Here is a 23,693-nt window from a genome sequence, read left to right as displayed (position 1 = left end):
AGATTGACATACGCCCCATTGATCAAGCGAGCTTACCAAGAGAGAGACTTACCTTGGAAATCAAGAAAGTGGTGACCTTGTTTGCCTTGGGCATTTTCAATTACCTTGGCAAGGCCTATGGAACTTGCGTCAACTGAGACTGGTGCTACTTCTCCACCCATACGAGTGCTGACCCACCCTGGATGCAAAGACAACAGTGTTATTCCATGCTCTGTTGCATTAGGGCGTAGTGAGCGAATCAGCATATTTAATGCGCTTTTACTAGAAGAATAAATTGGCATTGCCGCTTCGGTATTCTCATTTAAGCTACCCATCAGTGAGCTAGTAAATCCTAATACTCCTGTGTCAGGTTTAACATAAGGGAGTAACTTGGAGGCAAGTCGCATAGGCGAAATAGTATTGGTTTTATAAAGCTCAAATAAGTCTTCATCAGAGGCATTATCGACAAACGTACAATGAGGACCGTGGATGCCCGCATTGATAATAATAGCGTCATATTGCTGGCTTTGTAGTTGTTCGCAGAATGCACGATATTGATCGGTATCGTTTATATCCAATTTTAGCCAAGTAATCGCAGGATTAGGATCCTGTTCTGTCGTTGAGCGATAGGTTCCTGTTACATTCCAATCACGATCGGCCAAAATATTGCTAAGACCAAAACCAATTCCTTGTGATGCGCCAATAATTAGAGCATGTTTTTTCATAGTAATGCCTTTTTTCGGTGAGAGTGCCTATATCAATATGCATATAAGCGTCATTACTATTAACCCTAACATGCTCATTTTAAGTTGCATAATAAAGCCCAACCGAGGTTGGGCTTTGCAACGTTTACAGTGACAGTTTGAGATTGAGTAGATCAATTTCGGTTTGCCATTGTTGTTGTAACTTCGGCTTTTGGTGCTTGGGTTTACGTTGACGGTCTTGCGTGAGTTTCTCTTCTAATTCGATCAATCGTTCCAGATCATCATGAGATTGTTGTGATTGCGTGTAATAATCGTTCGCTACATTGCTTCTTTGGCTTTGTATACATATTTGGGACGAAGGCGGATGGACGTGGTTTTCTTGCACCTTGTGATCATGGTGTAAATAGGGCAGTGCTTTTTCAAACTCGTCAAATTCAATTATCTGGCCATGGTCAATAAGCCAAAATCGACCACATGTTTTTTGTAATAAATCACGATCGTGGCTCACCACTAAAGCTGCGCCTATATTGGTGTTTAAAGTATCGATAAGTTGCTCTTTTCCTTCTAAGTCGAGGTGATTAGTTGGCTCATCAAGTAATACTAAGTGATGTTGAGCAAGGCTCAATCCTAAAAAGAGTAATCGTGCTCTTTCTCCGCCACTAAGAGAGGCAACGTGCTGCTGGTGGCGCTCGAACGCAAAGCCAGCACTAATTAATGCTTGTTTTCGTTGATCGTCATTGAGGTTGGCGAAGGGAATTAAGGCATCTTTGATGGTCGATTTTGTGCTGATTTGCTCAAGATCTTGGTCATAATACCCAAGTTGACACAACCCATGCCACTTAATATCACCGATGATGGTAGCGCTATTGCGACTTTCATCTCGCATTATTGCAGCTGAAGGATTTTGCTCAGTGTAATGGGTAAATAGTGCTTGAAGCAGCGTTGATTTGCCGCAGCCATTGTGACCAATGATAGCAATATTTTCCCCACTTTTTATCAGCTTATGTTTGAGGTAAAGCAAAGGAGTGCGAGACTCAGGCAAATATAGCGAGAGCTCACTGATTTCAAGTATACGGTTGGCTTGTAGTGCTTGCCCGTGTAGCTGCAAGCGCCAAGTACTTCCTTGTGACACTATGGTTTGCTGTGTTTGGAGCTTTTCTTTACGTGCTTGCATGGTTTTAGCCTTACGAGCCAGATCTTCGTTATCATAGACTTTTCCCCAGTTAGCGAGCCGTTTAGCACTAGCATCTAAACGATCGATTTCTTTTTGTTCACAACGAAAACGCTGTTGATCGGCGAGGTCTTGCTCCGCTAATGCTTGTCTGGCTTGTGTACACGGCAAATCAAAGCAATGCAGGGATTGATCCCGAAGAATCCAACTGCTTGAGGTGACGTTATCTAGCAAAGTGGCATCATGAGACACCAAAACAAATGCGCCTTTCCAGCGAGCTAAAAAGCGTTCTAACCAGAGGAGTGATGGGAGATCGAGGTGATTACTGGGTTCATCTAATAACAACAAATCTGGTTGTTTAATCAAAGCTAATCCAAGTAGTAGGCGCATTTGCTGACCCCCACTTAATTCGCGGATTTTAAGTGATTGTGTATGCGCACTCAATTCAAGATCTTGGCATAAACACTCGGCTTGCCAATAGTCTTCTGGCGGCAGTTGGTTTTGTAATAACGTTAACGCGTTAAGCTCAAGTGAATTGTCGGGAAAATGTTGGGCGACACTGGCAATGACACAATGTTTGGATTGATGAATCGTTCCCGATGACGCTTCTAATTGGTGGTTTAAAACGTGTAATAGGGTGCTTTTTCCGCAACCATTATGGCCAATGATACCAATTTTGTCGTTTTTACTCACAGCAAAAGACGCGTTGTTTAGCAGCAAATGGGTATCAAGTGCAATAGAAAGGTTTTGGATTGTTAAGTAGGTTGTCATAGTGAATACTCAAGAATTTTAGGCATAAAAACGCCTTGTCAACATTGCTGACAATAATTCTTAGAGCTAGAGAGAAAGGCATTCGACTAGCAGTCTGTACAATGTGTTATTCGCTCAGGCTAAGATTATCGCAGCGCGATAGATGTCTTGCTTGAGCGAGCGTTAACGCCAAAGTAATGTGGGTTGATTTTGGTATTCCACATCATAATAAGAGCCTCATTGTTATCGTTGAGCACAATAGTGCAGTGGGTTTAATTATGTGATATTAAGTGATTATATGAGTAAATTCAACTATTCCACCGTGTGATAGTTTACGAACTACAACGGTATCTTTAGCTTGTTTTGAGCAACGCTGATTAGTGATGGCGTTGTTGGGTATAGGTGAGTAAAATGCGCGGAACATTTTTGGGAGAGCAGTATGAATACTCAGACTTTACCGAGCGTATCTAAGACGACGTTGTGCGTGTTATACCTTATTATTTTTTTAGGCTCAGCCGGATTTTTTATTACCATTCCTGCTTACGTGAGTTTATTTTTGACCAATGAACATTCTATGGCGATTGCCAAAGCCATGTCGCTAAAAGACCGCCGTGAGCTATTTGGTACGGTGATGTCTGCCGCTCCTTTTCTTTCTATGTTCTTTACGCCATTTATCGCTCGCTTTGCCGATCGCTTTAACCGAAAAATGGTTATGCTCGGGTGCTTAGGTGTCGCGGCTTTAGGATTTGCGTTACCGGTATACGCGATCGTCGCTGGCTCAGTGATATTGCTGTTTGCCGGCAATATGATCAATAGCATTGGTTCAGCGAGTCAGCCGATTGCACAAGCGATTTTAGCCGATAATAGTCATGGTAAAAATAAAGCTACGCTCATGAGTTTAGTGGCAGTGGTCATGACTGCAGCTATGTCGTTTGGTCCAGCGTTAGGGAGTAAATTGTTGGCCTCATATGGTCCAACTGGTCCTTTTTATGCGTGTTTATTGATTGCTGTGGTGTGTGGCGCATTATTACTCTTGGTGACGTGTCCAAAACAAATAACGGTACCGGAAGAAAATCCATTTTCTCTTGCTGCGCCTCTTGCTCGTAGCCATGCAGGCTTATTGAAATGTTTGTTGATTGTGTTTTTATGTCAATTTAGCTGGAGTCTGTACTTTCAGAATATTTCATTTATTTTCCCACAAATATTTCATTTGTCGGTGGAAAGTAGTCAATATCAATATTATATGATGGCGGTTGGGATTGTGATGATGGTGTCATTGGTGTCGCTACCACGCTTGGTATTGTCATGGCTGCCGCTAACACGAGCTTTAAAACTGGTCTTAACGGCTGCTGGTGCGGGGATGGTATTATTAGCTTGGACACCAAGCTTAGTGACGAATGCCATTGTTATGGTCTTGACTGCGACTATGGTAGCGCTGGCATTTCCTTTATATATCACCGCATTGTCTGATCGGGCGAGTGACCAAGACCAAGGCTGGGCAATGGCGTTATCCAGCGCTATGGTTGGCCTAGCATGGACATTAACTGGGTATTTAACCGCGATCATGGTCAATATTGATATTAAACTGCCGACTCTAGTTGCGGCATTTGGTTATGCAGCGGCATTAATGTTAATCCCTCGCTCACCAAGCAACGTATTGAAAGAGGCCAAGGTATGAAGTCAAATTTTGAAGCGATAATTAAACGACACCAGTATCACCCTGTGATCCCAAGCGAGCTGCAATTTGGTCGTCCACTTATTGTCGATCTTTCTCCGCAGAGTGATATTTGGGATAAAGTCAGAGCAGGGCATAATTATGAATTAGAAATTAAACGCCAAGCAGCGCAATTGGGGGCGACCGTAGAAGTAGGGCGGTATGCAGAAGAGCGTTTGATTTATCAAGATACGGCTAATTTTGTCGGTGAAGAGGCGCGTACCTTACATATTGGTATCGATTTGGGTATTCTGGCTGGCCATCCCGTTTATGCGCCAGTAGATGGGGTAGTGCTTGGGTTTGGTAATGATCCAACGGAGGGGTCTTATGGGCCGACTGTCGTGTTACGCCATGAACTGGAAGGTGTGGTTTTCCATACTTTATACGGGCACTTAGCCGCTACTTCATTAGATACGCTTGCAGCTGGGCAGGTCATTGTTCAAGGAGAGCAGTTTGCAACTATTGGTGAGCCGAATGAGAATGGCGGCTGGCCACCCCATCTCCACTTTCAGATTGTGCGTGATATGCAAGGTAAAACGAATGATTACACAGGTGTTGTGGACCCTAACGATGCGCAATTTTATTTAGCTAACTGCCCCGATCCTAATTGGATCTTAGGTATTGATCTTGAAAATACTGTCATTAATTAACGCTGAAGTGTGCTATATTCTGCAGCCATCAACTTGGATTGAATTGAACCATGAATCGTAAGAAACAAATAAATGAAGCGCTCAAGAAGCGTTTAAAAAAGCACAATGCAAAGCTACACCGCAGTAATAAGCCACGTTATATCTCTAAAGCAGAACGTGCCAAAATGGAACAAGAAAATGCAGCCGCGGATGTTACCGCAGCAACTGTTGGCGAATAACGACCCAACAGTTTGTGGTTATGGGGCTAGTGTATTTATCTTAGCCCCGATCTTTCTCATCGCGCTGTTAAGACGGAATGGAAAACCCTAAAGACGTGGCGGTGTCTCTGCGTGCTGCTCTGCTTCCCAAATCGTTACTTGCCTCAACCCATAATGTTGAACAACGTGTTCCGGTGCGACAAAACGCTAATATCGGTGTTTGTGCTGTGTGTAATATATCTGCAAACTGAGCGATATCTGCTTTAGTGATCGCGCCAGAAGTGACAGGCTGTTCGATAAAAGTCATACCTAACTGCTTGGCTAGTATCGCTAGCTCTTTATTCAATGGCTGTTCTTCTCCTTCGCCATCTGGACGGTTGCAGATGAGCGTCTTAAACCCTGAATCAGCAATGGATGTTAAGTCGCTGGGCTCTATTTGCCCGGCAACCGATAACGCTTCGGTTAGCGGTACAATCCTAATTGTCATGTCTCTTTGTCCTCTCTAATGAGCCATTATCGATACTGATAAGACCACACAGTTTGCCAGCGTTTTTTCCAGAAATCCAAAATATAAATCGCACAGATATTTTAAGTGATGGAATAAAAGACAAGTCTTCACCGTATTGTGTGAAATTTATCCAGATAACTTAAAATACTGTGACCATGATCATTTTGCTATCAATATGCAGATTGACTTATGAGCATTTATATCTATGGGGCGCTGTGTTTTTTATGGTTTATATCAGCTATTTATATACAGTTTTTTTGATGCTTTTAATTTAAAATCGTAAATTAAAAATTTGATTCATATCAATAAAAAAGGGACTAATAAGCATAAATTTATTTTAAGTATATGATTTTAATTGATTTTTGTTTTTTATGAGTTGAGGGGTTAAATAGTATTTATTTCACGGTTAAAAATTAATAATTATCAAAATACATACTAGGGGTAATAATTAAACAAGACTGGATAAGAAAGGGTTTGTTTTATTTCTGCCAGAGGTTTTGTGATGAAACTCTCAACTATATTGGCTGAAAGTATGGATAAAATAGCTGTAGTTTTGCTACTTAGAATTATTTAACAGTCATACAATCTGTAACAGGTTAAAAAGACCGCCATAACCATAATGTTGATGGAAATAAGAGGTCTCCTATGAAAAATTATAAATTATCCGTTCTGGAGAAGGTAGGATTTGGCTCTGGTGATATGGCGGTAAATGTCGTCATATCATCAATGATGCTAATCATTACTTTTTTCTACACCGATGTCTTCGGTATTAAGTCAGAAGACTTAGCCATGCTATTTATTGTGGTTCGTTTGATTGATGCAGTGACAGACCCAGTTATGGGTATGATTACCGATAAAGTAAACACGCGTTGGGGACGCTACCGCCCTTACATGTTGTTCTTGTCAGTACCGTTTGGTATTTCCGTATTCTTAGCCTTCAGTACACCAGACGTTGATTATAACGCGAAATTGGTTTATGCCTACGCGACGTACATTTTAGTGACGGTCATGTTTACCGCTGTAACGATACCCTACATATCTTTGATCAGTGTATTAACTAATGATCCGAAAGAACGTCTATCTGCAAACGGTTACCGTTTATTCTTCGCCAAAATTGCTGCATTTCTTGTGACCATCATTGTACCTCAGCTGGCGGCGGCTTCAGGTGACGGCATGCAAGAAGGCTACAAATACGCGATGGGTCTAATGGGCTTGATGGGCACATTATTATTCTTGTTCTGTTTCTTTACGACGAAAGAACGTGTGGCGCATGAAGTAGAAACGAAAACGCTATTACAACAAGCCACATTATTGGTAAAAAATGATCAGTGGTTGATTTTGTTCTCGGTTTGTATCACAGGAACAGTCGGTTACGTTATTCGTGGCTCTGTGGGCGCTTACTATGCGAAATATTATTTAGGCGGTGATGCTGGGATGATTTCTTCATTTCTAGCAACCGGTGTGACCGCTGCAATTCTTGCTATGATTGCCTCAACATGGATTACTAAGCGTTTCTGTAAAATCAAATTATTTCGTTACTCTCAAGTGGCGGTCTTAGTACTGAGTGCCTTGATGTACTTCTTGGTAGGACGTGACGATGTGGCTCTCGCATTTGTCTTTTACTTCTTAATTTCTTTTGTGGTTGATTTACACGCTCCCGTCTTTTGGTCAGCGATTGCAGAAGCTGTCGACTACGGCCAATATAAAAATCACGAACGTGTGTCAGGATTATCGTTCGGTGGTATTTCTTTTGCGCAAAAATTTGGTATGGGGATTGCTGGTGCCATCGTGGGTTGGTTGCTGACTTATTTCAACTACGTACCAAATCAAGAACAAACAGCGGATACGCTGACAGGTATCGCACTGATGCTAACTGTGATCCCTGGGGTGTTCCACTGCATCATGGGTCTGTTAATGTTTAAATACAAAGTGACAGACAGCTATTATCAAAAAATGATGGTGAACATGCCTGAAGATGCCGATGACGTCATCGCGGGTGATGCAACACCAGAGCCTACTAACGCAGTATTAAAATAAAATAGACAAGGATATTCGATGAAATTTGAGAATCCCATTATCACGCAACGCGCTGATCCTCAAGCTTACTTACATACTGACGGGTATTATTATTTTACGGCTTCAGTGCCAGCTTACGATCGAATTGAGTTGCGCCGCGCAAAAACATTAGCAGGACTTGCTGAGCCAGACGCGATCATTACAGCATGGCAGAAACCCGACGAAGGTCCGTACTCAGAGCTTATTTGGGCGCCAGAGATTCACTTTGTGAAAGGACGTTGGATGGTGTATTTTGCGGCGGCTCCGAGTCGTGAAATTAAACACGATTTATTCCAGCACCGTATGTATGCGATTGAAAATCTAAACTCTGATCCTATGACGCCTGAGTGGACCTTTTGCGGTCAAATTAATTCTGGTATTGATGCGTTTTGTCTTGATGCGACAGTATTTAGCCATCAAGGTACCGATTATTATATTTGGGCACAGAAAGACCCAAGCATTGCAGGTAACTCAAACTTGTATATAGCCGAAATGCTGTCTCCAACAGAGTTGAAACTGCCAGGAACCTTGCTAACGATTCCGGAGTTAGAGTGGGAGACGCGAGGGTTTATGGTCAATGAAGGGCCGTATGTGCTCAATAGCCATGGCAAAGTGTGGTTAACATACTCAGCGAGTGCAACGGATGAAAACTATTGCATGGGCATGTTGTGGGCAGACGAAGACAGCGACTTACTCGATGCCAAAAACTGGACGAAATCTCAAGAGCCAGTTTTTACCACGAACACACCTGCAAAAGTGTTTGGCCCAGGACATAGCTGTTTCACAAAAGATGAAAATGGTGATGACGTCTTGGTGTATCATGCTCGAGAGTATACCGAGATTGAAGGCGATCCATTATGGGATCCAAACCGCCATACTCGTATGAAGCACATCACTTGGGAAAACGGTTTTCCTCAATTTGGTGATGCAGAATAACCTCACGAAAGGTTAACTGTAAAAAGACAAAATGCCCCTCAAGAAGGGGCATTTTTGCGTTGAGTGGATGTGTTTATTATGGTTATTAGCTCAATAATAACCAAAGGGCGACACCGAGCATTAACGTTCCAGCAATGCGGTTGAGCAAACGAATGTTTTGTGGTTTGTTTAGTGCGCGGCGCAAGCCTTTACCACCTGTGGCGTATAAGGACATACATACGAATTCCGAAACCATAATAATCGAGACTAGATAGACTAATTGCGGAGCAATACTGGCTGAGTTGTCAATAAAAGGGGGAAGTAAAGAAATCATAAATGCCCAACCTTTTGGGTTGGCAATCGCTGTCACAAAGCCTTGTACCACAAGCTCCCAATCGGAACCTTCAACGGTTTGTTGCTCAAAACTAATGGCGAGTTTGCCTTTGGCTAACCACATTTGTAAACCGAGATAGGCGAGGTAAGCCGCACCGATAGCTTTGCACACAGTAAAGACGATAGGGTAGTTGAGCATAACAGCCGCAATCCCAACGACAGCCGCAACGGCGACAAGAGCCACACCAAACACCTCTCCTAACATCATCCAAAGTGTGCGTTTATAGCCGATACTCATGCCTAAAGTCAGCGCAAGTGTCATGCACATCCCTGGTGTAATTGAGACAAAGAAAAAGGTGGGAATAAAAACTCCCAGCATGGCGGTATTCATACATTATTATCCTTATAAAGTCTGTTCTACGCGTACAGTAATGATTTGTTATGCACTAAGCAAGTGCAAGGTATAAACAAAGGAGCACTATAAGGCATCTAGATCTATTTACAGCATATCGTTATAGTGAATAGAGATAACTTATTGAAAATATGGGGTTAGAAAAGCGATTATGTTGAAACTATATGTGTATGAACATTGCCCATTTTGCGCACGGGTGAGCTTTGTTGCCGGAATGTTAAAGATTCCATTTGAACAAATTGTGCTAGCTTATGATGACGTTGCAACACCCACACAGCTGGTCGGGAAAAAAGCGGTGCCTATTTTAGTCAAAGAAGATGGCACTGCGATGGACGAAAGTATGGATATTATTGATTACTTTTTGCAGCTACGTTTACCCAATACGCCGCAAGTCGCTCCTTCTGAGGAAGTGAGTCATTGGCAATCTAAGGCCTTTCCTTTATTACAAAAAATCGGTTATCCACGTTGGCATGAGTTAGGTCTTGGTGAGTTTTTGACGGTTGCAAGTCGACAAGCATGGCAGGATAAAAAAGAAACGGATGAACTAAATTTTATTGCGCTAAAAGACAATACTGCAGAGATAGCTGTTCAAGTTTCTGACTTGCTGCAACACGCTGAACCGATTCTGTTTTCACCCAAGGGGATGCCAACGTTAATTGATGAGGCGATAATGTTCTCATTATTACGTGGCTGGGTATGTGAACCGAGTATTGAATGGCCTAGAAATGTAATGCAATGGTTACGTGATCGCTCCGCATCGACTGGTGTGAGTGTGCTGATGTTAGACTAAAGCTTATTTGCCGAGTGAATTAGCCCGCTGCCCGCATCTTGAAGATGTTGGCGCGGGCTTTTTATCGTCCGCTCTTTGCGCAGTGAGAAGCGCTATCTATTTGCTTGCTATTTAGTGCTTGGTGACGTGAAGTTACCGTAAAGATCTAAGCGGCGATGACGCAAGTTTGTCACAGAACCTTCAGTATTGAGCTGTTTAAGCTTGTCTAAATCGACATCTGCAAAAATAATCATCTCGGTATTTGGGCTCGCTTCTGCGATGGTCGCATCGTGTGGAAAGTAGATATCCGATGGCGAAAAGACCGCAGATTGTGCGTATTGAATATCCACATTATCAACGCGCGGTAAGTTGCCGACACTACCGCCTATTGCCACATAGCATTCGTTCTCAATGGCTCGGGCTTGCGAGCATAATCGCACACGCTGATAGCCATTTTTGGTGTCTGTCCAGAATGGAACAAACAAAATTTGCACGTCTTCTTCGGCCATCATGCGAGCAAGCTCTGGAAACTCAGAGTCGTAACAGATAAGAATGCCAACACGTCCTGCATCGGTATTAAACACTTGCACTTGGTGACCACCAGTGATGACCCAGTCACGCTGTTCGTGGGGGGTAATGTGGATTTTTTTCTGTTCATCAATTGAGCCGTCGCGATGCAGTAAATAAGAAACATTATACAATTCGCCATCTTCTTCGACGGGCATGCTACCAGCAATAATGTTGATGTTGTAGCTCACTGCAAGCTCGCTAAAGCGCAGTTTGATTTGTTCACTAAATGAGGCGAGAAAGCGAATGGCTTCAACAGGGCGTTGTCCATCTTTAAGCCCCATGAGTGGCGCGTTGAAAAATTCCGGAAATAATGCAAAATCCGCTTTATAACTACAAGATGAACGCACAAAGAACTCAGCTTGTTCCATCAAATCTTTGACATCATTCACTGCGCGCATTTGCCATTGCACGATACTAATACGAATGAGAGTTTTATCCGCATCATGGATAGAGGTCACATCTTCTTCATAGAAAATATTATCCCATTCTAATAATGTCGCGTAGCCACGTGAGCTACTGTCTTCTGGCAAGTAATGACGCATAACGCGTTTTACATCAAACTCATTGGCGAGCTGGAAGGACAAAATATGGTCATGGATTTCTTTACGATTGACCTTTTCTATGTATTCAAGCACGGAATATTGATCAGCATAATCTTTATATTTGGGAATTCGTCCACCGGCCAAAATCGCTTTAAGATTGTCACTCCGGCAAATTTCTTTGCGAGCTTCATATAAACGTCGGCCTAAACGTAAGCCGCGGTAGTCCGGGTGCACAAATACATCTAAGCCGTACAACGCATCGCCATTACGTTGGTGCTGAATCACATTGTGTTCGTTGACGATATCGGTATAGACATGGGGTAGCGACATACGGCTATAATCGACTTTGATAGTCAGCGCCGCGCCAACCAGCTGGCCATCATCTTCAATGCAGATTTGCCCGTCAGGATATTGATGGATCAAATCGAGAATCGTCATACGCGGCCAAGCTCCACCGACATCTGGAAATACGAGGTTCATCAATTCGGCAAGTTGTGGATAGTCTTTCTTGTCAATGACGCGCAAGGTTAAGCGTGTATTAGGCGTTCTCATTTAAATTGTCCTTTATAACCATAATGCTTTCATATTGACCATGTTGTGTATGTAATTCAAGCGTTATAGTGTCATCACATAAAGAGTCACACGCTGTACAAACTTTGCTGCTAGGTGTTAAAAAGAGAAAACCTAGTCAATCACTCAGGTATTTGCTAGGGTTTTTGCTCACAAATAATGGAAACGTCTATGTCAATTTGGAATCGAGTCGAAGTCACTACACGATTTAGTGAATTACCAAGCGCTTTTTATACCTTGGTACAACCGCAGCCTTTAACCACACCGCATTGGGTGATTTGGAATGAAGACTTAGCGGCAGAATTTGGCTTACCTCCTGAGCCAAATCAGGAATTGCTGAGCACGTTTTCCGGACAAGAGGTTCCTGATGTGTGCGTGCCACTCGCCATGAAATACGCGGGTCATCAATTTGGCATGTATAACCCAGATTTGGGGGATGGGCGTGGGTTACTTTATGGTGAATTGCGGACATTACACGGTCAATACTATGATCTGCATTTAAAAGGCGCAGGGTTGACACCTTATTCCCGAATGGGGGATGGCCGTGCTGTGCTGCGTTCGTCCATTCGTGAGTATTTATGTAGCGAAGCGATGGCAGGTTTAGGCATCGCAACGACGCGTGCATTAGCTCTGGTCGGGAGCGATACTCCAGTTAGACGTGAAACCATGGAAACCGGCGCGATGTTAGCTCGAGTTGCACAAACTCATATTCGTTTCGGTCACTTTGAGCATTTTTTTTACACCAATCAAATGACAGAACTTGCGCTGTTAGCGGATACCGTCATTGACTGGTACTATCCTCAATGTCGCGGCGCAGAGGCACCCTATGCGCAAATGTTTACTCATATTGTCGAGCGTACGGCTCACATGATAGCCGATTGGCAAGCGGTGGGGTTTGCTCATGGCGTGATGAATACCGATAATATGTCAATATTAGGTGATACCTTTGATTATGGCCCATTTGCCTTCATGGAAGATTACGAGCCGGGGTTTATCTGTAACCATTCAGATTACCAAGGTCGTTATCGGTTTGACCAGCAGCCTTCGATAGGGTTATGGAACTTGACTGCGCTTGCTCGTGCGCTTTCTCCTTTGATTGAGCATTCTGAATTAGAGCGTATTCTCTCAACATATGAAAAAACCATGCAACGACGCTACAGTGTGGTGATGAGAAGTAAGTTAGGGCTGAAACACAGCCACGAACAAGATAGCCAGTTATTTGATGACTTGTTTCAGTTGATGGCGGCAAATCATACTGATTATACACGCTTTTTACGCCAGCTCTCGTGTATTGACATCGAGGGTGTACAGCCGATACTCGACTTAGTCATTGATCGCGAACAGGCAAAAAATTGGGTTGAGCGTTATTTAGTGCGCTGTGCGCAAGACGATGGCGGTACCACGTCTGATGACGAGTTACAAAGGCGTTGCGAATTCATGCGCACTAAAAATCCTAAATATATCCTGCGCAACTATTTGGCACATATCGCGATAGAAAAGGCTGAGCAAGGCGATTATTCTGATGTGGAAACATTAGCGTATCTCTTAGCGCATCCTTTTGAAGAGCATTCAGGTTATGAAGAGTACGCTTCGTTGCCACCGCAGTGGGGCAAAGAGTTAGAAGTGAGTTGTTCATCTTAAGTGTGATTAAACACATTTTATCTGTTGCAGTTGAACATTCTCCTTAATTAACACTCAAATGGTGTAGCGATAGGCTTTTTTTATCGCTTTAATGAAAAAAATTGGTCTTTTCCCTTGAAAAGATCCTTTTTCTTCCCCATTTCATTATTCACTGGTGTCGTGTGGTGCTGTTTTTTTTAGCACTTGATAGAGTTTTTAGGACTTAACGCCACTCAGGTTAGGCGGATGCTCGACAGGCTTCGATCTGCTCGTTAGAATGACGTGTCTATATATGTATATCCTGAGACTAATCGGAGATACCTTTCGATAATCCATCGTAAAGATATCGCTAATTAGTTCGATATTGTGCCCACAGGCAGAATGTCTAAACTCGATTTTGAAAGTGTTCACTTGAACACAACACATGGATGCAGCCAAATATCATTTGGCTCATGATGCTCAAGATTTTGAGCAAGCTTTGAGGTTTAAAAATAATGCAAGTTACTGTTGAAACTCTAGAAGGCCTACAGCGCCGCCTTACTATTACTGTTCCTGCTGCTACTGTTGAAAATGCAGTAACCGCTGAACTACGCAATATTGCGAAAAACCGTCGTTTCGATGGTTTCCGTAAAGGCAAAGTGCCTTTGAAAATGGTTGATCAAATGTATGGTCAATCAGTACGTCAAGATGTACTTGGTGAAGTAATGCAACGTCACTTCATTGAAGCGATCGTGCAAGAGAAAATCAATCCAGCCGGTGCTCCAACATTCGCCCCAACAGACGTAACTGCAGGTCAAGATGTTGTGTTTACAGCGACTTTCGAAGTATACCCTGAAGTTGAATTGAAAGGTCTAGAAAACATCGCTGTTGAAAAGCCAACGGCTCAAGTTGGTGATGCAGACGTTGCTGAAATGCTAGAAACGCTACGTAAGCAGCAAGCAGAGTGGACAGAAGTTGACGAGCCTGCAGAAGAAGGCAAGCGCGTAACTATCGACTTCGTTGGCTCTATCGACGGTGAAGAGTTCGAAGGTGGTAAAGCAGAAGCCTTCCCGCTAGAAATGGGCGAAGGTCGCATGATTCCTGGTTTTGAAGACGGCATTGCTGGCAAAACTAAAGGTATGGAATTTGAAATCGATGTGAACTTCCCAGAAGATTACCACGCTGAAAACTTGAAAGGTAAAGCCGCGAAATTTGCTGTGACTATCCAAAAAGTAGAAGCACGTGAACTTCCAGAAATGACCGATGAATTTGTTGCTAAATTTGGCGTTCAAGAAGGTGGTGTTGAAGGGCTTAAAGCTGAAGTTCGTAAAAACATGGAACGCGAACTGAAGCAAGCTATTAAAGCGAACATCAAAGAGCAAGCAATTGAAGGACTTGTTCAAGAAAACGACATTGATGTTCCAGCAAGCTTGATTGATCAAGAAATTGGCACTCTACGCCAACAAGCAGCACAACGTTTCGGTGGTAACACTGAAGCTGCTGATCAGCTTCCACGTGAACTATTTGAAGAACAAGCAAAACGTCGTGTTGTAGTTGGTCTATTATTAGGTGAAGTCATTAACGCGAAAGAGCTGAAAGCTGACGAAGAGAAAGTGAAAGCACTTATCGAAGACATGGCGACCGCATATGAAGACCCTTCAGAAGTAATTGCTTACTACGAGCAAGATGAAAAAATGATGGAAAATATGCGTAACCTTGCTCTTGAAGAGCAAGCTATCGATGCGATCATTGCTGACGCAAAAGTTTCTGAGAAAGAAGTTAGCTTTAACGAGCTTATGAATTCTCAACAAACTGCTGCTTAATAAGCAAACTATAACGCGGAAGGGTTGACGTTATGTTGACTCTTCTGCTAACAATGGTCCGTATGATACTTGTCATTCGGGCCATTTATTTTAGGGATATAAGACTATGAGCAACCAAGAAAATAATGCAATGTCTCCAATCATTGACGCACTAGTGCCAATGGTAGTAGAGCAGACCTCCCGAGGCGAACGTTCTTACGATATCTTTTCTCGTTTGTTGAAAGAGCGTGTTATCTTCCTGACGGGACAAGTCGAAGACCAGATGGCGAATTTGGTTGTGGCGCAACTGCTTTTCTTAGAATCTGAAAACCCTGATAAAGATATTTTCCTATATATCAACTCACCAGGCGGTAGCGTGACAGCAGGGATGTCTATCTACGATACTATGCAGTTTATTAAGCCAAACGTGAGCACGGTATGTATGGGTCAAGCAGCATCTATGGGGGCATTCCTCCTAGCTGGTGGTGAGAAGGGCAAACGTTTTGCGTTACCTAACTCACGTGTGATGATTCACCAACCACTCGGTGGTTTCCAAGGCCAAGCGTCTGATATCCAAATTCATGCGCAAGAAATTCTGTCTATTAAACAGAAACTCAACCGTTTATTATCAGAACATACAGGTCAACCGCTAGACGTCATTGAACGCGATACTGATCGTGATAACTTTATGTCAGCAGAAGCATCTGTCGAATACGGTCTAGTGGATGCAGTGTTAACACACCGCAATAGCTAATATACATCGAGTTGAAGCTGAATATCGGTTGTGTATCACTTCTGTAAATTGCTCACGCAATTTGATGAAATTTGATATACACTCAGTCTTAAATATATACAGGCTAAGAGGTTAGCGAATGACAGACAAAAGCAAAGAGAGTAGTAGTAGTAAGCTGCTGTACTGCTCTTTCTGTGGCAAAAGCCAACACGAAGTTCGCAAGCTAATCGCAGGTCCTTCGGTTTACGTCTGTGATGAATGCGTTGATTTATGTAACGACATCATCCGTGAAGAAGTTAAAGATGTATTACCTAAGAAAGAATCGTCAGCGTTACCTACGCCACGTGAAATTCGTGAGAATCTTGATGATTATGTGATTGGCCAAGATCAGGCTAAGAAAGTGTTATCTGTAGCGGTATATAACCACTACAAGCGCTTACGCAACGGCGACACAACAAGTGAAGGCGTTGAGCTAGGTAAGAGTAATATCTTGCTGATTGGTCCCACAGGGAGTGGTAAAACTTTGCTAGCTGAAACGTTAGCACGCTTTTTGGATGTGCCTTTTACTATGGCAGATGCAACCACATTGACCGAAGCTGGATATGTGGGTGAAGATGTTGAAAACATCATCCAAAAACTACTACAAAAATGCGATTACGATGTAGCAAAAGCAGAACGCGGTATTGTTTACATTGATGAAATCGATAAAATTTCACGCAAAGCAGAAAACCCATCGATTACACGCGATGTGTCTGGTGAAGGTGTTCAGCAAGCGTTATTGAAATTGGTTGAAGGTACGGTTGCATCTATACCACCACAAGGTGGCCGCAAGCATCCTCAACAAGAATTTTTACAAGTTGATACGTCTAAGATTCTCTTTATTTGTGGCGGAGCGTTCTCCGGTCTAGATAAAGTGGTTGAACAACGTGTTGCTAAAGGCTCTGGAATTGGGTTTGGTGCTGAAGTTCGTTCAAAAGATGAAAGTCAAAGCGTTGGCCAGCTCTTCACCCAAGTGGAACCTGAAGATTTAGTGAAGTACGGTTTGATCCCTGAATTTATTGGTCGTCTGCCAGTTACCGCTACGTTGACAGAGCTCGATGAAGATGCATTAATTCAAATCTTGAGCCAGCCGAAAAATGCACTGACCAAACAGTATGGTGCTTTATTTGAATTAGAAGACACGGAACTAGAGTTCCGCGAAGATGCACTGCGCGCGATTGCGGCTCAGGGTATGAAGCGGAAAACCGGTGCTCGTGGCTTGCGCTCTATTTTAGAAGAAGTGCTGCTAGAAACCATGTATGAGCTTCCATCTATGAAAGATGTAAGTAAAGTGGTTATTGATGAATCCGTAATTAATGGTGAGTCTGAACCCTTGATGATTTACTCAACCAATGACAGCCAAGCGGCTGGAGCAGAGTAGCATCGAAAAATAAGAAAAAAGGAGGTAGAAATACCTCCTTTTTTTATATTCCATCATTGATTCCAGTCAGTTAACCCCCATATACTTCCATATGAATTAAGCGGAAGAGAGAAAAATATGAACTTGGAACGTTCCGAGCGTGTTGAGATCCCCGTACTACCTCTGCGCGATGTGGTGGTCTATCCACATATGGTTATCCCATTGTTTGTTGGTCGTGAAAAATCGATTCAATGTCTAGATGCAGCAATGGATAACAATAAGCAAGTTCTCCTTGTCGCACAAAAGCAGGCGGAGACTGACGAGCCTACTATTTCGGATCTATTTGAAGTAGGAACGGTCGCCACCATTCTACAACTCCTTAAGTTGCCAGATGGGACCGTAAAAGTGCTAGTAGAAGGTCAGCAGCGAGCAAAAATTGAAAACTTCATCGAAGGTGAATATTTTTCTGCTGACGCACAATTCCTAGCGACTCCCGAACTGGATGAAAAAGAACAAGAAGTGATTGTTCGCAGTGCGATCGATCAATTTGAAGGCTTCATCAAATTAAATAAAAAAATCCCACCTGAAGTGTTGACGTCACTGAATGGTATTGAAGAAGCGGCTCGCCTCGCGGATACAATCGCTGCTCATATGCCACTCAAGTTAGACGAGAAACAGAAGGTATTGGAAATTTTAGACGTTACTGAACGTTTAGAATTTTTGATGGGACAAATGGAATCTGAAATCGATCTGCTACAAGTTGAAAAACGCATCCGTGGCCGGGTGAAAAAGCAGATGGAAAAATCTCAGCGTGAGTATTACTTGAATGAGCAAATGAAAGCCATTCAAAAAGAACTCGGTGAGATGGATGATGCACCTGACGAGTTTGAAGCGCTACAGCAAAAAATTGAACAGTCTAAAATGCCGAAAGAAGCGCGTGAAAAGACTGAGCAAGAGCTGCAAAAGCTAAAAATGATGTCACCAATGTCTGCAGAAGCGACTGTTGTACGCAGCTACATTGATTGGATGGTGAGCATTCCATGGACCAAGCGTTCAAAAGTGAAGCGTGACCTTGCTAAAGCGGAAGATGTACTCAACGCCGACCATTACGGTCTAGAGCGTGTCAAAGAGCGTATTGTTGAATATCTTGCGGTACAAAACCGTGTCAATAAGCTTAAAGGTCCTATTCTATGCTTGGTCGGTCCTCCTGGTGTTGGTAAAACATCGTTGGGACAATCGATTGCTAGCGCGACAGGACGTAAATACGTCCGCATGGCGCTTGGCGGCGTGCGTGATGAAGCGGAGATCCGTGGTCACCGTCGTACTTATATTGGTTCATTGCCAGGCAAACTTATCCAGAAAATGGCTAAGGTTGGAGTGAAAAATCCACTATTCTTGTTGGATGAAATTGACAAGATGGCAGCGGATATGCGCGGCGATCCGTCATCAGCCTTACTGGAAGTGTTGGATCCTGAGCAAAACAACTCGTTTAATGACCACTATCTAGAAGTGGATTACGATTTGTCTGATGTGATGTTTGTTGCTACATCAAATTCAATGAATATTCCTGGTCCTTTGTTAGACCGTATGGAAGTTATTCGTCTATCGGGTTATACCGAAGATGAAAAATTGAATATTGCTAAGCGTCACTTAGTCACTAAGCAGATTGAGCGTAATGGCTTGAAAGAAAAAGAGATAACGATTGAGGACTCCGCAATTATCGGTGTTATTCGTTACTACACACGCGAAGCGGGTGTACGTAGCCTTGAGCGCGAAATCTCTAAGATTTGTCGTAAAGCTGTTAAGCGTATTCTTCTTAATAAAGAAGAAAAGCATGTAACGGTGTCCATGGATAATTTGAAAGACTTCCTTGGTGTACAGCGTTGTGACTACGGTAAGGCAGATGAAAATAATCGAGTCGGTCAAGTCGTTGGATTAGCGTGGACAGAAGTTGGTGGTGATCTGCTGACTATCGAAGCGCAATCTATGCCAGGTAAAGGGAAAATGACTCAAACTGGCTCGCTTGGCGATGTAATGCAAGAGTCGATTCAAGCGGCATTAACCGTAGTACGTTCGCGTGCTGAAACCTTAGGTATTAACGCTGATTTCTACGAAAAACGCGATATTCACGTACACGTGCCTGAAGGTGCCACACCAAAAGACGGCCCAAGTGCTGGTATTGGTATGTGTACTGCATTGGTGTCTAGCTTAACGGGTAACCCGGTAAAAGCAGATGTTGCGATGACAGGTGAAATTACTTTACGTGGTGAAGTGTTACCTATCGGTGGCTTGAAAGAAAAATTACTTGCCGCTCATCGTGGTGGTATTAAAACGGTACTCATTCCGAAAGAGAATAAGCGCGACCTAGAAGATATTCCTGACAATATCATTGCGGATTTGGACGTGCGTCCAGTGCAATGGATTGATGAAGTTCTGAAGGTGGCATTGGTTGAAGATCCAACCGGTATCGATTTTGCGCCTGAAAAAGAGTGATACGTAGCAAAAATAAGTAAAAGATTACGCTGATAAGTCGAAAAAACGCTTGTCAGCGTTTTTTTTGGACGCTAACGTAGCTCTGTGTAGCGTTAGCCCTGTTATAACAAGGCTTGAGCTGGAGTTTTGGAATATTAATGGAACAAATCGGCACCATATACAGTTTTGGTCGCCAAAGGGGATATACAGTGAATAAAACACAATTAGTAGAACAAATCGCAGCGAATGCTGAACTATCTAAAGCGTCAGCAGGGCGTGCACTGGATGCATTTATTGAAGCAGTATCAGAATCACTACAATCTGACGATCCTGTTGCCTTAGTGGGCTTTGGTACTTTCCAAGTACGTACCCGCGCTGCACGTACTGGTCGTAACCCGAAAACGGGTGAAGAAATTCAAATCGCAGAAGCAAAAGTGCCAGCATTTAAAGCAGGCAAAGCATTAAAAGACGCCTGTAACGAGTAATCGTCGCTAAGTTGTTAATCGGTTTCAGTTCGAACCTTTTTTAATTATGCGCATCTTACTGATGCGCATTTCTTTTTCTGATACTATCGCGCTATTAATGTTGAACGACGTATCTTAATTACTTATCCGGAGAGCAATAACACTATGATGGATCGATTACGCGAGGGCGCTAATAGCATCGCGATCAAAGTTATTTTAGGGCTCATCATTCTATCTTTTGTGTTTGCAGGGATTGGAAGCTATCTTGTAGGTGGCAACAACAATGCAGCAGCAAAAGTAGGTGATACCACCATTAGTCGTGCTAAGTTTGAACAAGCTTACCAAAATGAGCGCAATCGTATGCAGTCTCAAATGGGCGACTACTTCTCTAATTTGTTAGGAGATCCATCTTATGTGGCTTCCTTCCGTAAATCGGTTCTCGACCGCATGATTAATGACCAATTGATTGAACAGCACGCTAAAGATTTAGGCTTGCGTGTAAGCGATAAGCAAGTTCGTCAACAGTTGTTACAAATTCCAGCGTTCCAGAAAGATGGTCAATTCGATAAGAGCTTGTACCAAGCTGCACTACAGCGTTCACATTTCACTCCCGACACTTTTGCCGAATACTTACGCCAAGACTTATTGCGTAACCAGTTGATGCAAGCGATTCAATCGAGTGAATTTACCTTGCCGAGTGAAGTAAAACAACAAGCGGGATTAATCGGTCAAACGCGTGCTATTCGCACGATTACGTTAGATACTGCTGATTTTGCAAAAAAAGTGTCATTGACGGATAAAGAAATCCAGCAATATTATCAAGAACATTCGCAAGCATTCACGCGCCCTGAACAAGAAAAAATCTCGTATTTAGAGTTATCAGCAAAAGAGCTGAAAGCCAACATCTCTATATCTGATAAAGCTGCGCAACAATATTACGATGATCATAAAGCGCAGTATTCTACGCCTGAACAGCGTAGTGTTAGTCATATCTTGATTAAAGGCGATGAGAAAAAAGCACAAGCGATTCTTAAAGAACTCAATAATGGTGCGAAATTTGCGACTATCGCGAAAAAAGAATCGCAAGATGTGGGTAGTGCTAAGCAAGGCGGCGAACTTGGATGGATTGAACGTAAAACGATGGATCCAAAATTTGAAGACGCTGCATTTGCATTGAAGAAAGTGGGTGATATTTCTGGTGTAGTTAAATCATCGTTTGGTTATCACATCATCAAGCTGGATGCCGTTAAAGCGCCAAAAGCGAAACCATTTAGCGATGTTAAAGCCAAAATCATCGCAGATTTAAAAGATCAAAAAGCGGTTGATCAATTCTATAAACTGCAAGATAAGCTAGAAAAAGTGGCGTTTGAATCGCCGGATTCATTAGATGCTTCTGCAAAGGCTATTGGTGCTAAGTACAAAACAACCGGTTTCATCGGTATGAATGGTCAGGGTCCTGAATTATTGCAAAATCAAGACGTGCAAAAAGCATTAGATAGCAGTGATGTTAAAGACCAAGGCTTGAATTCGAAAGTTATTCAACTCGGGCCTGAAGATGTCGCTGTTGTGCGTATTGAACAGACTCGCCCAGAGAAGTTATTGCCACTTGCTGATGTAAAAAGCAAAGTCGTAAAAACGTTAACCACAATGAAAGCGGAAGATAAAGCGAACACATTGGCGGATACAATCATTACCGCGTTAGATAAAGGCGATAAATCGGTATTGAAAGCCAATGGATTGTCTTTTAGCAAGCAACAAACGGTTGATCGTAACTCAGATATGGCACGTACAGTGTTTGCTATGACTAAACCTAAAGATGGTAAAGCAAGCTATGACCGTGGTCAGGATAGTGATGGAAATACTGTTGTGATTGCGTTAGATAGCATTGCGACGAAATCGAATGCCAAACTGATTACTCAGCTTAAGCAGCAGATGCCGCGTTTAATGGTTAAGCAAGACGTTCAAGGGTTGTTGTCTGTACTTCGTGCTAATACTGATATTGAGTATTATGTGAAGTAATCCCCAAGCGATGTGAGAATCAAAAGCATGATACGGCGGACTCTTTTAGAGTCCGTCGTAGTTTTATTTATGGAAGACTGATTAGTGATAAAGAACTTGTATGCTGAAAAGGCTAAACCATACATAGGAGCACTAATATGAACGTCCGGATATTTTTTTATACTCTTCTCTTTGTGTTTTCGATTGCTGGGTCGCCAGCAATGGCTGACTCACCACAGACTGGTGATGAAATTCAAGTCACTGTCAACGTTAATACGGCGTCTGCAGAAGAGTTAGCGACATTATTAAGTGGGGTTGGCCTGTCTAAAGCGAATGCCATCGTGATGTATCGTGATAAAAATGGGCCATTTGAGAGTCAAGATGAACTCAGTAAAGTTAAAGGGATCGGTACTGCGACCATAGCAAAAAACGCGCAACGCTTACGCGTGAAGTAATGGAAGTGGATTACAAGAGGACTCAAGCATACGGCTTGAGTCCTCTTGTTATGTTCATAAGAAAGAGGTTATGAATTTTGCCGCAAAACTGGCGTAATCATAGGTTTGTTATTATAATTTCTCGCCATCAGCGCATGGTGCATTCTTTCTGCGCAATTTTCATAATATTGGAGTTAATACATGTCTTCGCAAACCCCTGTCGTCACCGTAGATGGACCCAGTGGAGCCGGTAAAGGCACACTTTGTATGTTACTGGCTAAAAAACTCGGTTTTCATCTGCTCGATTCAGGCGCCATTTATCGAGTGTTGGCGCTAGCGGCGATTCATCATGGTGTGGATACAGACTCTGAAGAAGCACTGGTTCCTCTTGCGACTCACTTAGATGTACAGTTTATTGCAGAGGGTGAGCTTGTGAAAGTTATCCTAGAAGGCGAAGATGTCTCGGGTGATTTACGCAAGGAAGAAACGGGCATGGCCGCATCAAAAGTGGCGGCATTACCACGTGTTCGAGAAGCGCTACTGCGTCGTCAGCGTGCGTTTGCAGATGGTGTGGGGCTAGTGGCTGATGGTCGTGATATGGGTACGGTGGTTTTTCCGAAAGCTGAAGTGAAAATATTCCTCGATGCGAGTGCGGACGAGCGTGCACGCCGTCGTTATAAGCAGTTGCAACTGAAAGGGTTAGATGTTAGATTTGACGCCCTTTTAAGCGAAATTCAGCAGCGAGACGATAGAGATCGTAATCGCGCCGTGGCGCCATTGAAGCCAGCTGATGATGCTTTATTGCTTGATTCAACAAGTTTATCTATTGAAGAAGTGGTTGAACAAGCATTACAATATATAGAATCTAAGCTGTCTTGAACTAAGTAGTATCAGGGCAGATAGAGCGTTGGTTGCAAGGATGATGACCGGCGAATTTAATAACCCCATGAGGT

20 protein-coding genes are annotated in these 23,693 nt (G+C 43.0%); 15 read left to right on the top strand and 5 right to left on the bottom strand.

The genetic code is table 11. From position 1 onward, the window contains the following. Positions 1-32: 32 nt before the first annotated feature. On the bottom strand, positions 33-704 hold the full coding sequence (locus OCU30_RS07780) for an SDR family NAD(P)-dependent oxidoreductase (RefSeq protein WP_077312478.1): 672 nt from the start codon (positions 702-704) through the stop codon (positions 33-35). Between the two features lie 124 nt (positions 705-828). Beyond that, on the bottom strand, positions 829-2,625 hold the full coding sequence (locus OCU30_RS07775) for an ABC-F family ATP-binding cassette domain-containing protein (protein ID WP_077312480.1): 1,797 nt from the start codon (positions 2,623-2,625) through the stop codon (positions 829-831). Positions 2,626-3,043: 418 nt separating this feature from the next. Between OCU30_RS07775 and OCU30_RS07770 the strand changes: the two genes are divergently transcribed. From OCU30_RS07770 to OCU30_RS07760, 3 genes are read left to right on the top strand one after another with little or no spacing between them, the layout of a single operon-like run. Then, positions 3,044-4,282 (top strand): MFS transporter, encoded by a 1,239-nt coding sequence (locus tag OCU30_RS07770; RefSeq protein ID WP_077312482.1) that lies wholly within the window; start codon positions 3,044-3,046, stop codon positions 4,280-4,282. Next, a complete protein-coding gene (locus OCU30_RS07765; RefSeq protein WP_077312484.1) occupies positions 4,279-4,968 on the top strand; it encodes a peptidoglycan DD-metalloendopeptidase family protein in 690 nt (229 codons plus the stop codon). The genes OCU30_RS07770 and OCU30_RS07765 overlap by 4 nt, the downstream gene beginning before the upstream one ends. 50 nt (positions 4,969-5,018) lie before the next feature. Further along, on the top strand, positions 5,019-5,186 hold the full coding sequence (locus OCU30_RS07760) for a DUF2986 domain-containing protein (RefSeq protein ID WP_077312486.1): 168 nt from the start codon (positions 5,019-5,021) through the stop codon (positions 5,184-5,186). 67 nt (positions 5,187-5,253) lie between these two features. Here the strand turns inward: OCU30_RS07760 and OCU30_RS07755 are convergent, their stop codons facing one another. Next, positions 5,254-5,652 (bottom strand): protein tyrosine phosphatase family protein, encoded by a 399-nt coding sequence (locus OCU30_RS07755; protein WP_077312488.1) that lies wholly within the window; start codon positions 5,650-5,652, stop codon positions 5,254-5,256. Between the two features lie 666 nt (positions 5,653-6,318). Between OCU30_RS07755 and OCU30_RS07750 the strand changes: the two genes are divergently transcribed. Together OCU30_RS07750 and OCU30_RS07745 are read left to right on the top strand one after the other, a co-directional pair. Beyond that, on the top strand, positions 6,319-7,710 hold the full coding sequence (locus tag OCU30_RS07750; RefSeq protein ID WP_077312490.1) for an MFS transporter: 1,392 nt from the start codon (positions 6,319-6,321) through the stop codon (positions 7,708-7,710). 18 nt (positions 7,711-7,728) lie between these two features. Further along, complete coding sequence (locus tag OCU30_RS07745; protein ID WP_077312493.1) at positions 7,729-8,664, top strand: glycoside hydrolase family 43 protein; 936 nt, start codon at positions 7,729-7,731, stop codon at positions 8,662-8,664. 85 nt (positions 8,665-8,749) lie between these two features. On the opposite strand, the gene OCU30_RS07740 is transcribed toward OCU30_RS07745, so the two are convergent. Beyond that, positions 8,750-9,367: a LysE family translocator gene (locus OCU30_RS07740; RefSeq protein WP_077312495.1), complete on the bottom strand. Its 618-nt coding sequence runs from the start codon at positions 9,365-9,367 to the stop codon at positions 8,750-8,752. A gap of 172 nt (positions 9,368-9,539) precedes the next feature. On the opposite strand from OCU30_RS07740, the gene grxB reads away from it, so the two are divergent. Further along, positions 9,540-10,178, top strand: a complete 639-nt coding sequence (grxB, locus tag OCU30_RS07735) for a glutaredoxin 2 (protein ID WP_235861819.1) — start codon at positions 9,540-9,542, stop codon at positions 10,176-10,178. 107 nt (positions 10,179-10,285) lie between these two features. Here grxB and OCU30_RS07730 read toward each other — a convergent pair whose 3' ends face one another. After that, complete coding sequence (locus tag OCU30_RS07730) at positions 10,286-11,821, bottom strand: bifunctional GNAT family N-acetyltransferase/carbon-nitrogen hydrolase family protein (RefSeq protein ID WP_077312497.1); 1,536 nt, start codon at positions 11,819-11,821, stop codon at positions 10,286-10,288. Between the two features lie 189 nt (positions 11,822-12,010). Here OCU30_RS07730 and OCU30_RS07725 point away from each other — a divergent pair, with 189 nt between their 5' ends. The 9 genes from OCU30_RS07725 to cmk all read left to right on the top strand — a co-directional run bounded on the left by OCU30_RS07725 (position 12,011) and on the right by cmk (position 23,619). Then, positions 12,011-13,480: a protein adenylyltransferase SelO gene (locus OCU30_RS07725; RefSeq protein WP_077312499.1), complete on the top strand. Its 1,470-nt coding sequence runs from the start codon at positions 12,011-12,013 to the stop codon at positions 13,478-13,480. A 473-nt stretch (positions 13,481-13,953) separates the two neighbouring features. Then, positions 13,954-15,261, top strand: a complete 1,308-nt coding sequence (tig, locus tag OCU30_RS07720) for a trigger factor (RefSeq protein WP_077312501.1) — start codon at positions 13,954-13,956, stop codon at positions 15,259-15,261. Positions 15,262-15,367: 106 nt separating this feature from the next. After that, the gene (gene clpP / locus OCU30_RS07715; RefSeq protein WP_077312503.1) at positions 15,368-15,994 is read left to right on the top strand and encodes an ATP-dependent Clp endopeptidase proteolytic subunit ClpP; all 627 of its coding nucleotides are present in this window, start codon (positions 15,368-15,370) and stop codon (positions 15,992-15,994) included. Between the two features lie 118 nt (positions 15,995-16,112). Further along, on the top strand, positions 16,113-17,393 hold the full coding sequence (gene clpX / locus OCU30_RS07710) for an ATP-dependent protease ATP-binding subunit ClpX (protein WP_077312505.1): 1,281 nt from the start codon (positions 16,113-16,115) through the stop codon (positions 17,391-17,393). Between the two features lie 117 nt (positions 17,394-17,510). Further along, positions 17,511-19,865 carry an endopeptidase La gene (gene lon, locus OCU30_RS07705; RefSeq protein WP_077312507.1) on the top strand — a complete coding sequence of 785 codons (2,355 nt, stop codon included), beginning with the start codon at positions 17,511-17,513 and terminating at the stop codon, positions 19,863-19,865. Between the two features lie 188 nt (positions 19,866-20,053). After that, positions 20,054-20,329 (top strand): HU family DNA-binding protein, encoded by a 276-nt coding sequence (locus tag OCU30_RS07700; protein WP_077313640.1) that lies wholly within the window; start codon positions 20,054-20,056, stop codon positions 20,327-20,329. Positions 20,330-20,473: 144 nt separating this feature from the next. After that, on the top strand, positions 20,474-22,327 hold the full coding sequence (gene ppiD, locus OCU30_RS07695) for a peptidylprolyl isomerase (protein WP_077312509.1): 1,854 nt from the start codon (positions 20,474-20,476) through the stop codon (positions 22,325-22,327). 200 nt (positions 22,328-22,527) lie between these two features. Beyond that, entirely contained in the window at positions 22,528-22,761 is a 234-nt protein-coding gene (locus tag OCU30_RS07690; RefSeq protein ID WP_235861836.1) for a ComEA family DNA-binding protein, read from the top strand. Between the two features lie 180 nt (positions 22,762-22,941). After that, positions 22,942-23,619, top strand: a complete 678-nt coding sequence (gene cmk, locus OCU30_RS07685) for a (d)CMP kinase (RefSeq protein WP_077312513.1) — start codon at positions 22,942-22,944, stop codon at positions 23,617-23,619. Positions 23,620-23,693: the final 74 nt, after the last annotated feature.

Origin of the sequence: Vibrio palustris (assembly GCF_024346995.1) — a bacterium.
Lineage (GTDB): Bacteria > Pseudomonadota > Gammaproteobacteria > Enterobacterales > Vibrionaceae > Vibrio > Vibrio palustris.
This window is presented reverse-complemented; position numbering and strand designations above follow the sequence as displayed.

Excerpts from the sequence above, each read along its gene's own strand:
- OCU30_RS07775 (WP_077312480.1), bottom strand. The coding sequence starts at position 2,625 with ATGACAACCTACTTAACAATCCAAAACCTTTCTATTGCACTTGATACC.
- OCU30_RS07730 (WP_077312497.1), bottom strand. The coding sequence starts at position 11,821 with ATGAGAACGCCTAATACACGCTTAACCTTGCGCGTCATTGACAAGAAA.
- OCU30_RS07755 (WP_077312488.1), bottom strand. The coding sequence starts at position 5,652 with ATGACAATTAGGATTGTACCGCTAACCGAAGCGTTATCGGTTGCCGGG.
- OCU30_RS07725 (WP_077312499.1), top strand. The coding sequence starts at position 12,011 with ATGTCAATTTGGAATCGAGTCGAAGTCACTACACGATTTAGTGAATTA.
- ppiD (WP_077312509.1), top strand. The coding sequence starts at position 20,474 with ATGATGGATCGATTACGCGAGGGCGCTAATAGCATCGCGATCAAAGTT.
- cmk (WP_077312513.1), top strand. The coding sequence starts at position 22,942 with ATGTCTTCGCAAACCCCTGTCGTCACCGTAGATGGACCCAGTGGAGCC.
- clpX (WP_077312505.1), top strand. The coding sequence starts at position 16,113 with ATGACAGACAAAAGCAAAGAGAGTAGTAGTAGTAAGCTGCTGTACTGC.
- clpP (WP_077312503.1), top strand. The coding sequence starts at position 15,368 with ATGAGCAACCAAGAAAATAATGCAATGTCTCCAATCATTGACGCACTA.
- lon (WP_077312507.1), top strand. The coding sequence starts at position 17,511 with ATGAACTTGGAACGTTCCGAGCGTGTTGAGATCCCCGTACTACCTCTG.
- OCU30_RS07760 (WP_077312486.1), top strand. The coding sequence starts at position 5,019 with ATGAATCGTAAGAAACAAATAAATGAAGCGCTCAAGAAGCGTTTAAAA.
- OCU30_RS07750 (WP_077312490.1), top strand. The coding sequence starts at position 6,319 with ATGAAAAATTATAAATTATCCGTTCTGGAGAAGGTAGGATTTGGCTCT.
- OCU30_RS07690 (WP_235861836.1), top strand. The coding sequence starts at position 22,528 with ATGGCTGACTCACCACAGACTGGTGATGAAATTCAAGTCACTGTCAAC.
- OCU30_RS07780 (WP_077312478.1), bottom strand. The coding sequence starts at position 704 with ATGAAAAAACATGCTCTAATTATTGGCGCATCACAAGGAATTGGTTTT.
- OCU30_RS07770 (WP_077312482.1), top strand. The coding sequence starts at position 3,044 with ATGAATACTCAGACTTTACCGAGCGTATCTAAGACGACGTTGTGCGTG.
- OCU30_RS07765 (WP_077312484.1), top strand. The coding sequence starts at position 4,279 with ATGAAGTCAAATTTTGAAGCGATAATTAAACGACACCAGTATCACCCT.
- grxB (WP_235861819.1), top strand. The coding sequence starts at position 9,540 with ATGTTGAAACTATATGTGTATGAACATTGCCCATTTTGCGCACGGGTG.
- OCU30_RS07740 (WP_077312495.1), bottom strand. The coding sequence starts at position 9,367 with ATGAATACCGCCATGCTGGGAGTTTTTATTCCCACCTTTTTCTTTGTC.
- tig (WP_077312501.1), top strand. The coding sequence starts at position 13,954 with ATGCAAGTTACTGTTGAAACTCTAGAAGGCCTACAGCGCCGCCTTACT.
- OCU30_RS07745 (WP_077312493.1), top strand. The coding sequence starts at position 7,729 with ATGAAATTTGAGAATCCCATTATCACGCAACGCGCTGATCCTCAAGCT.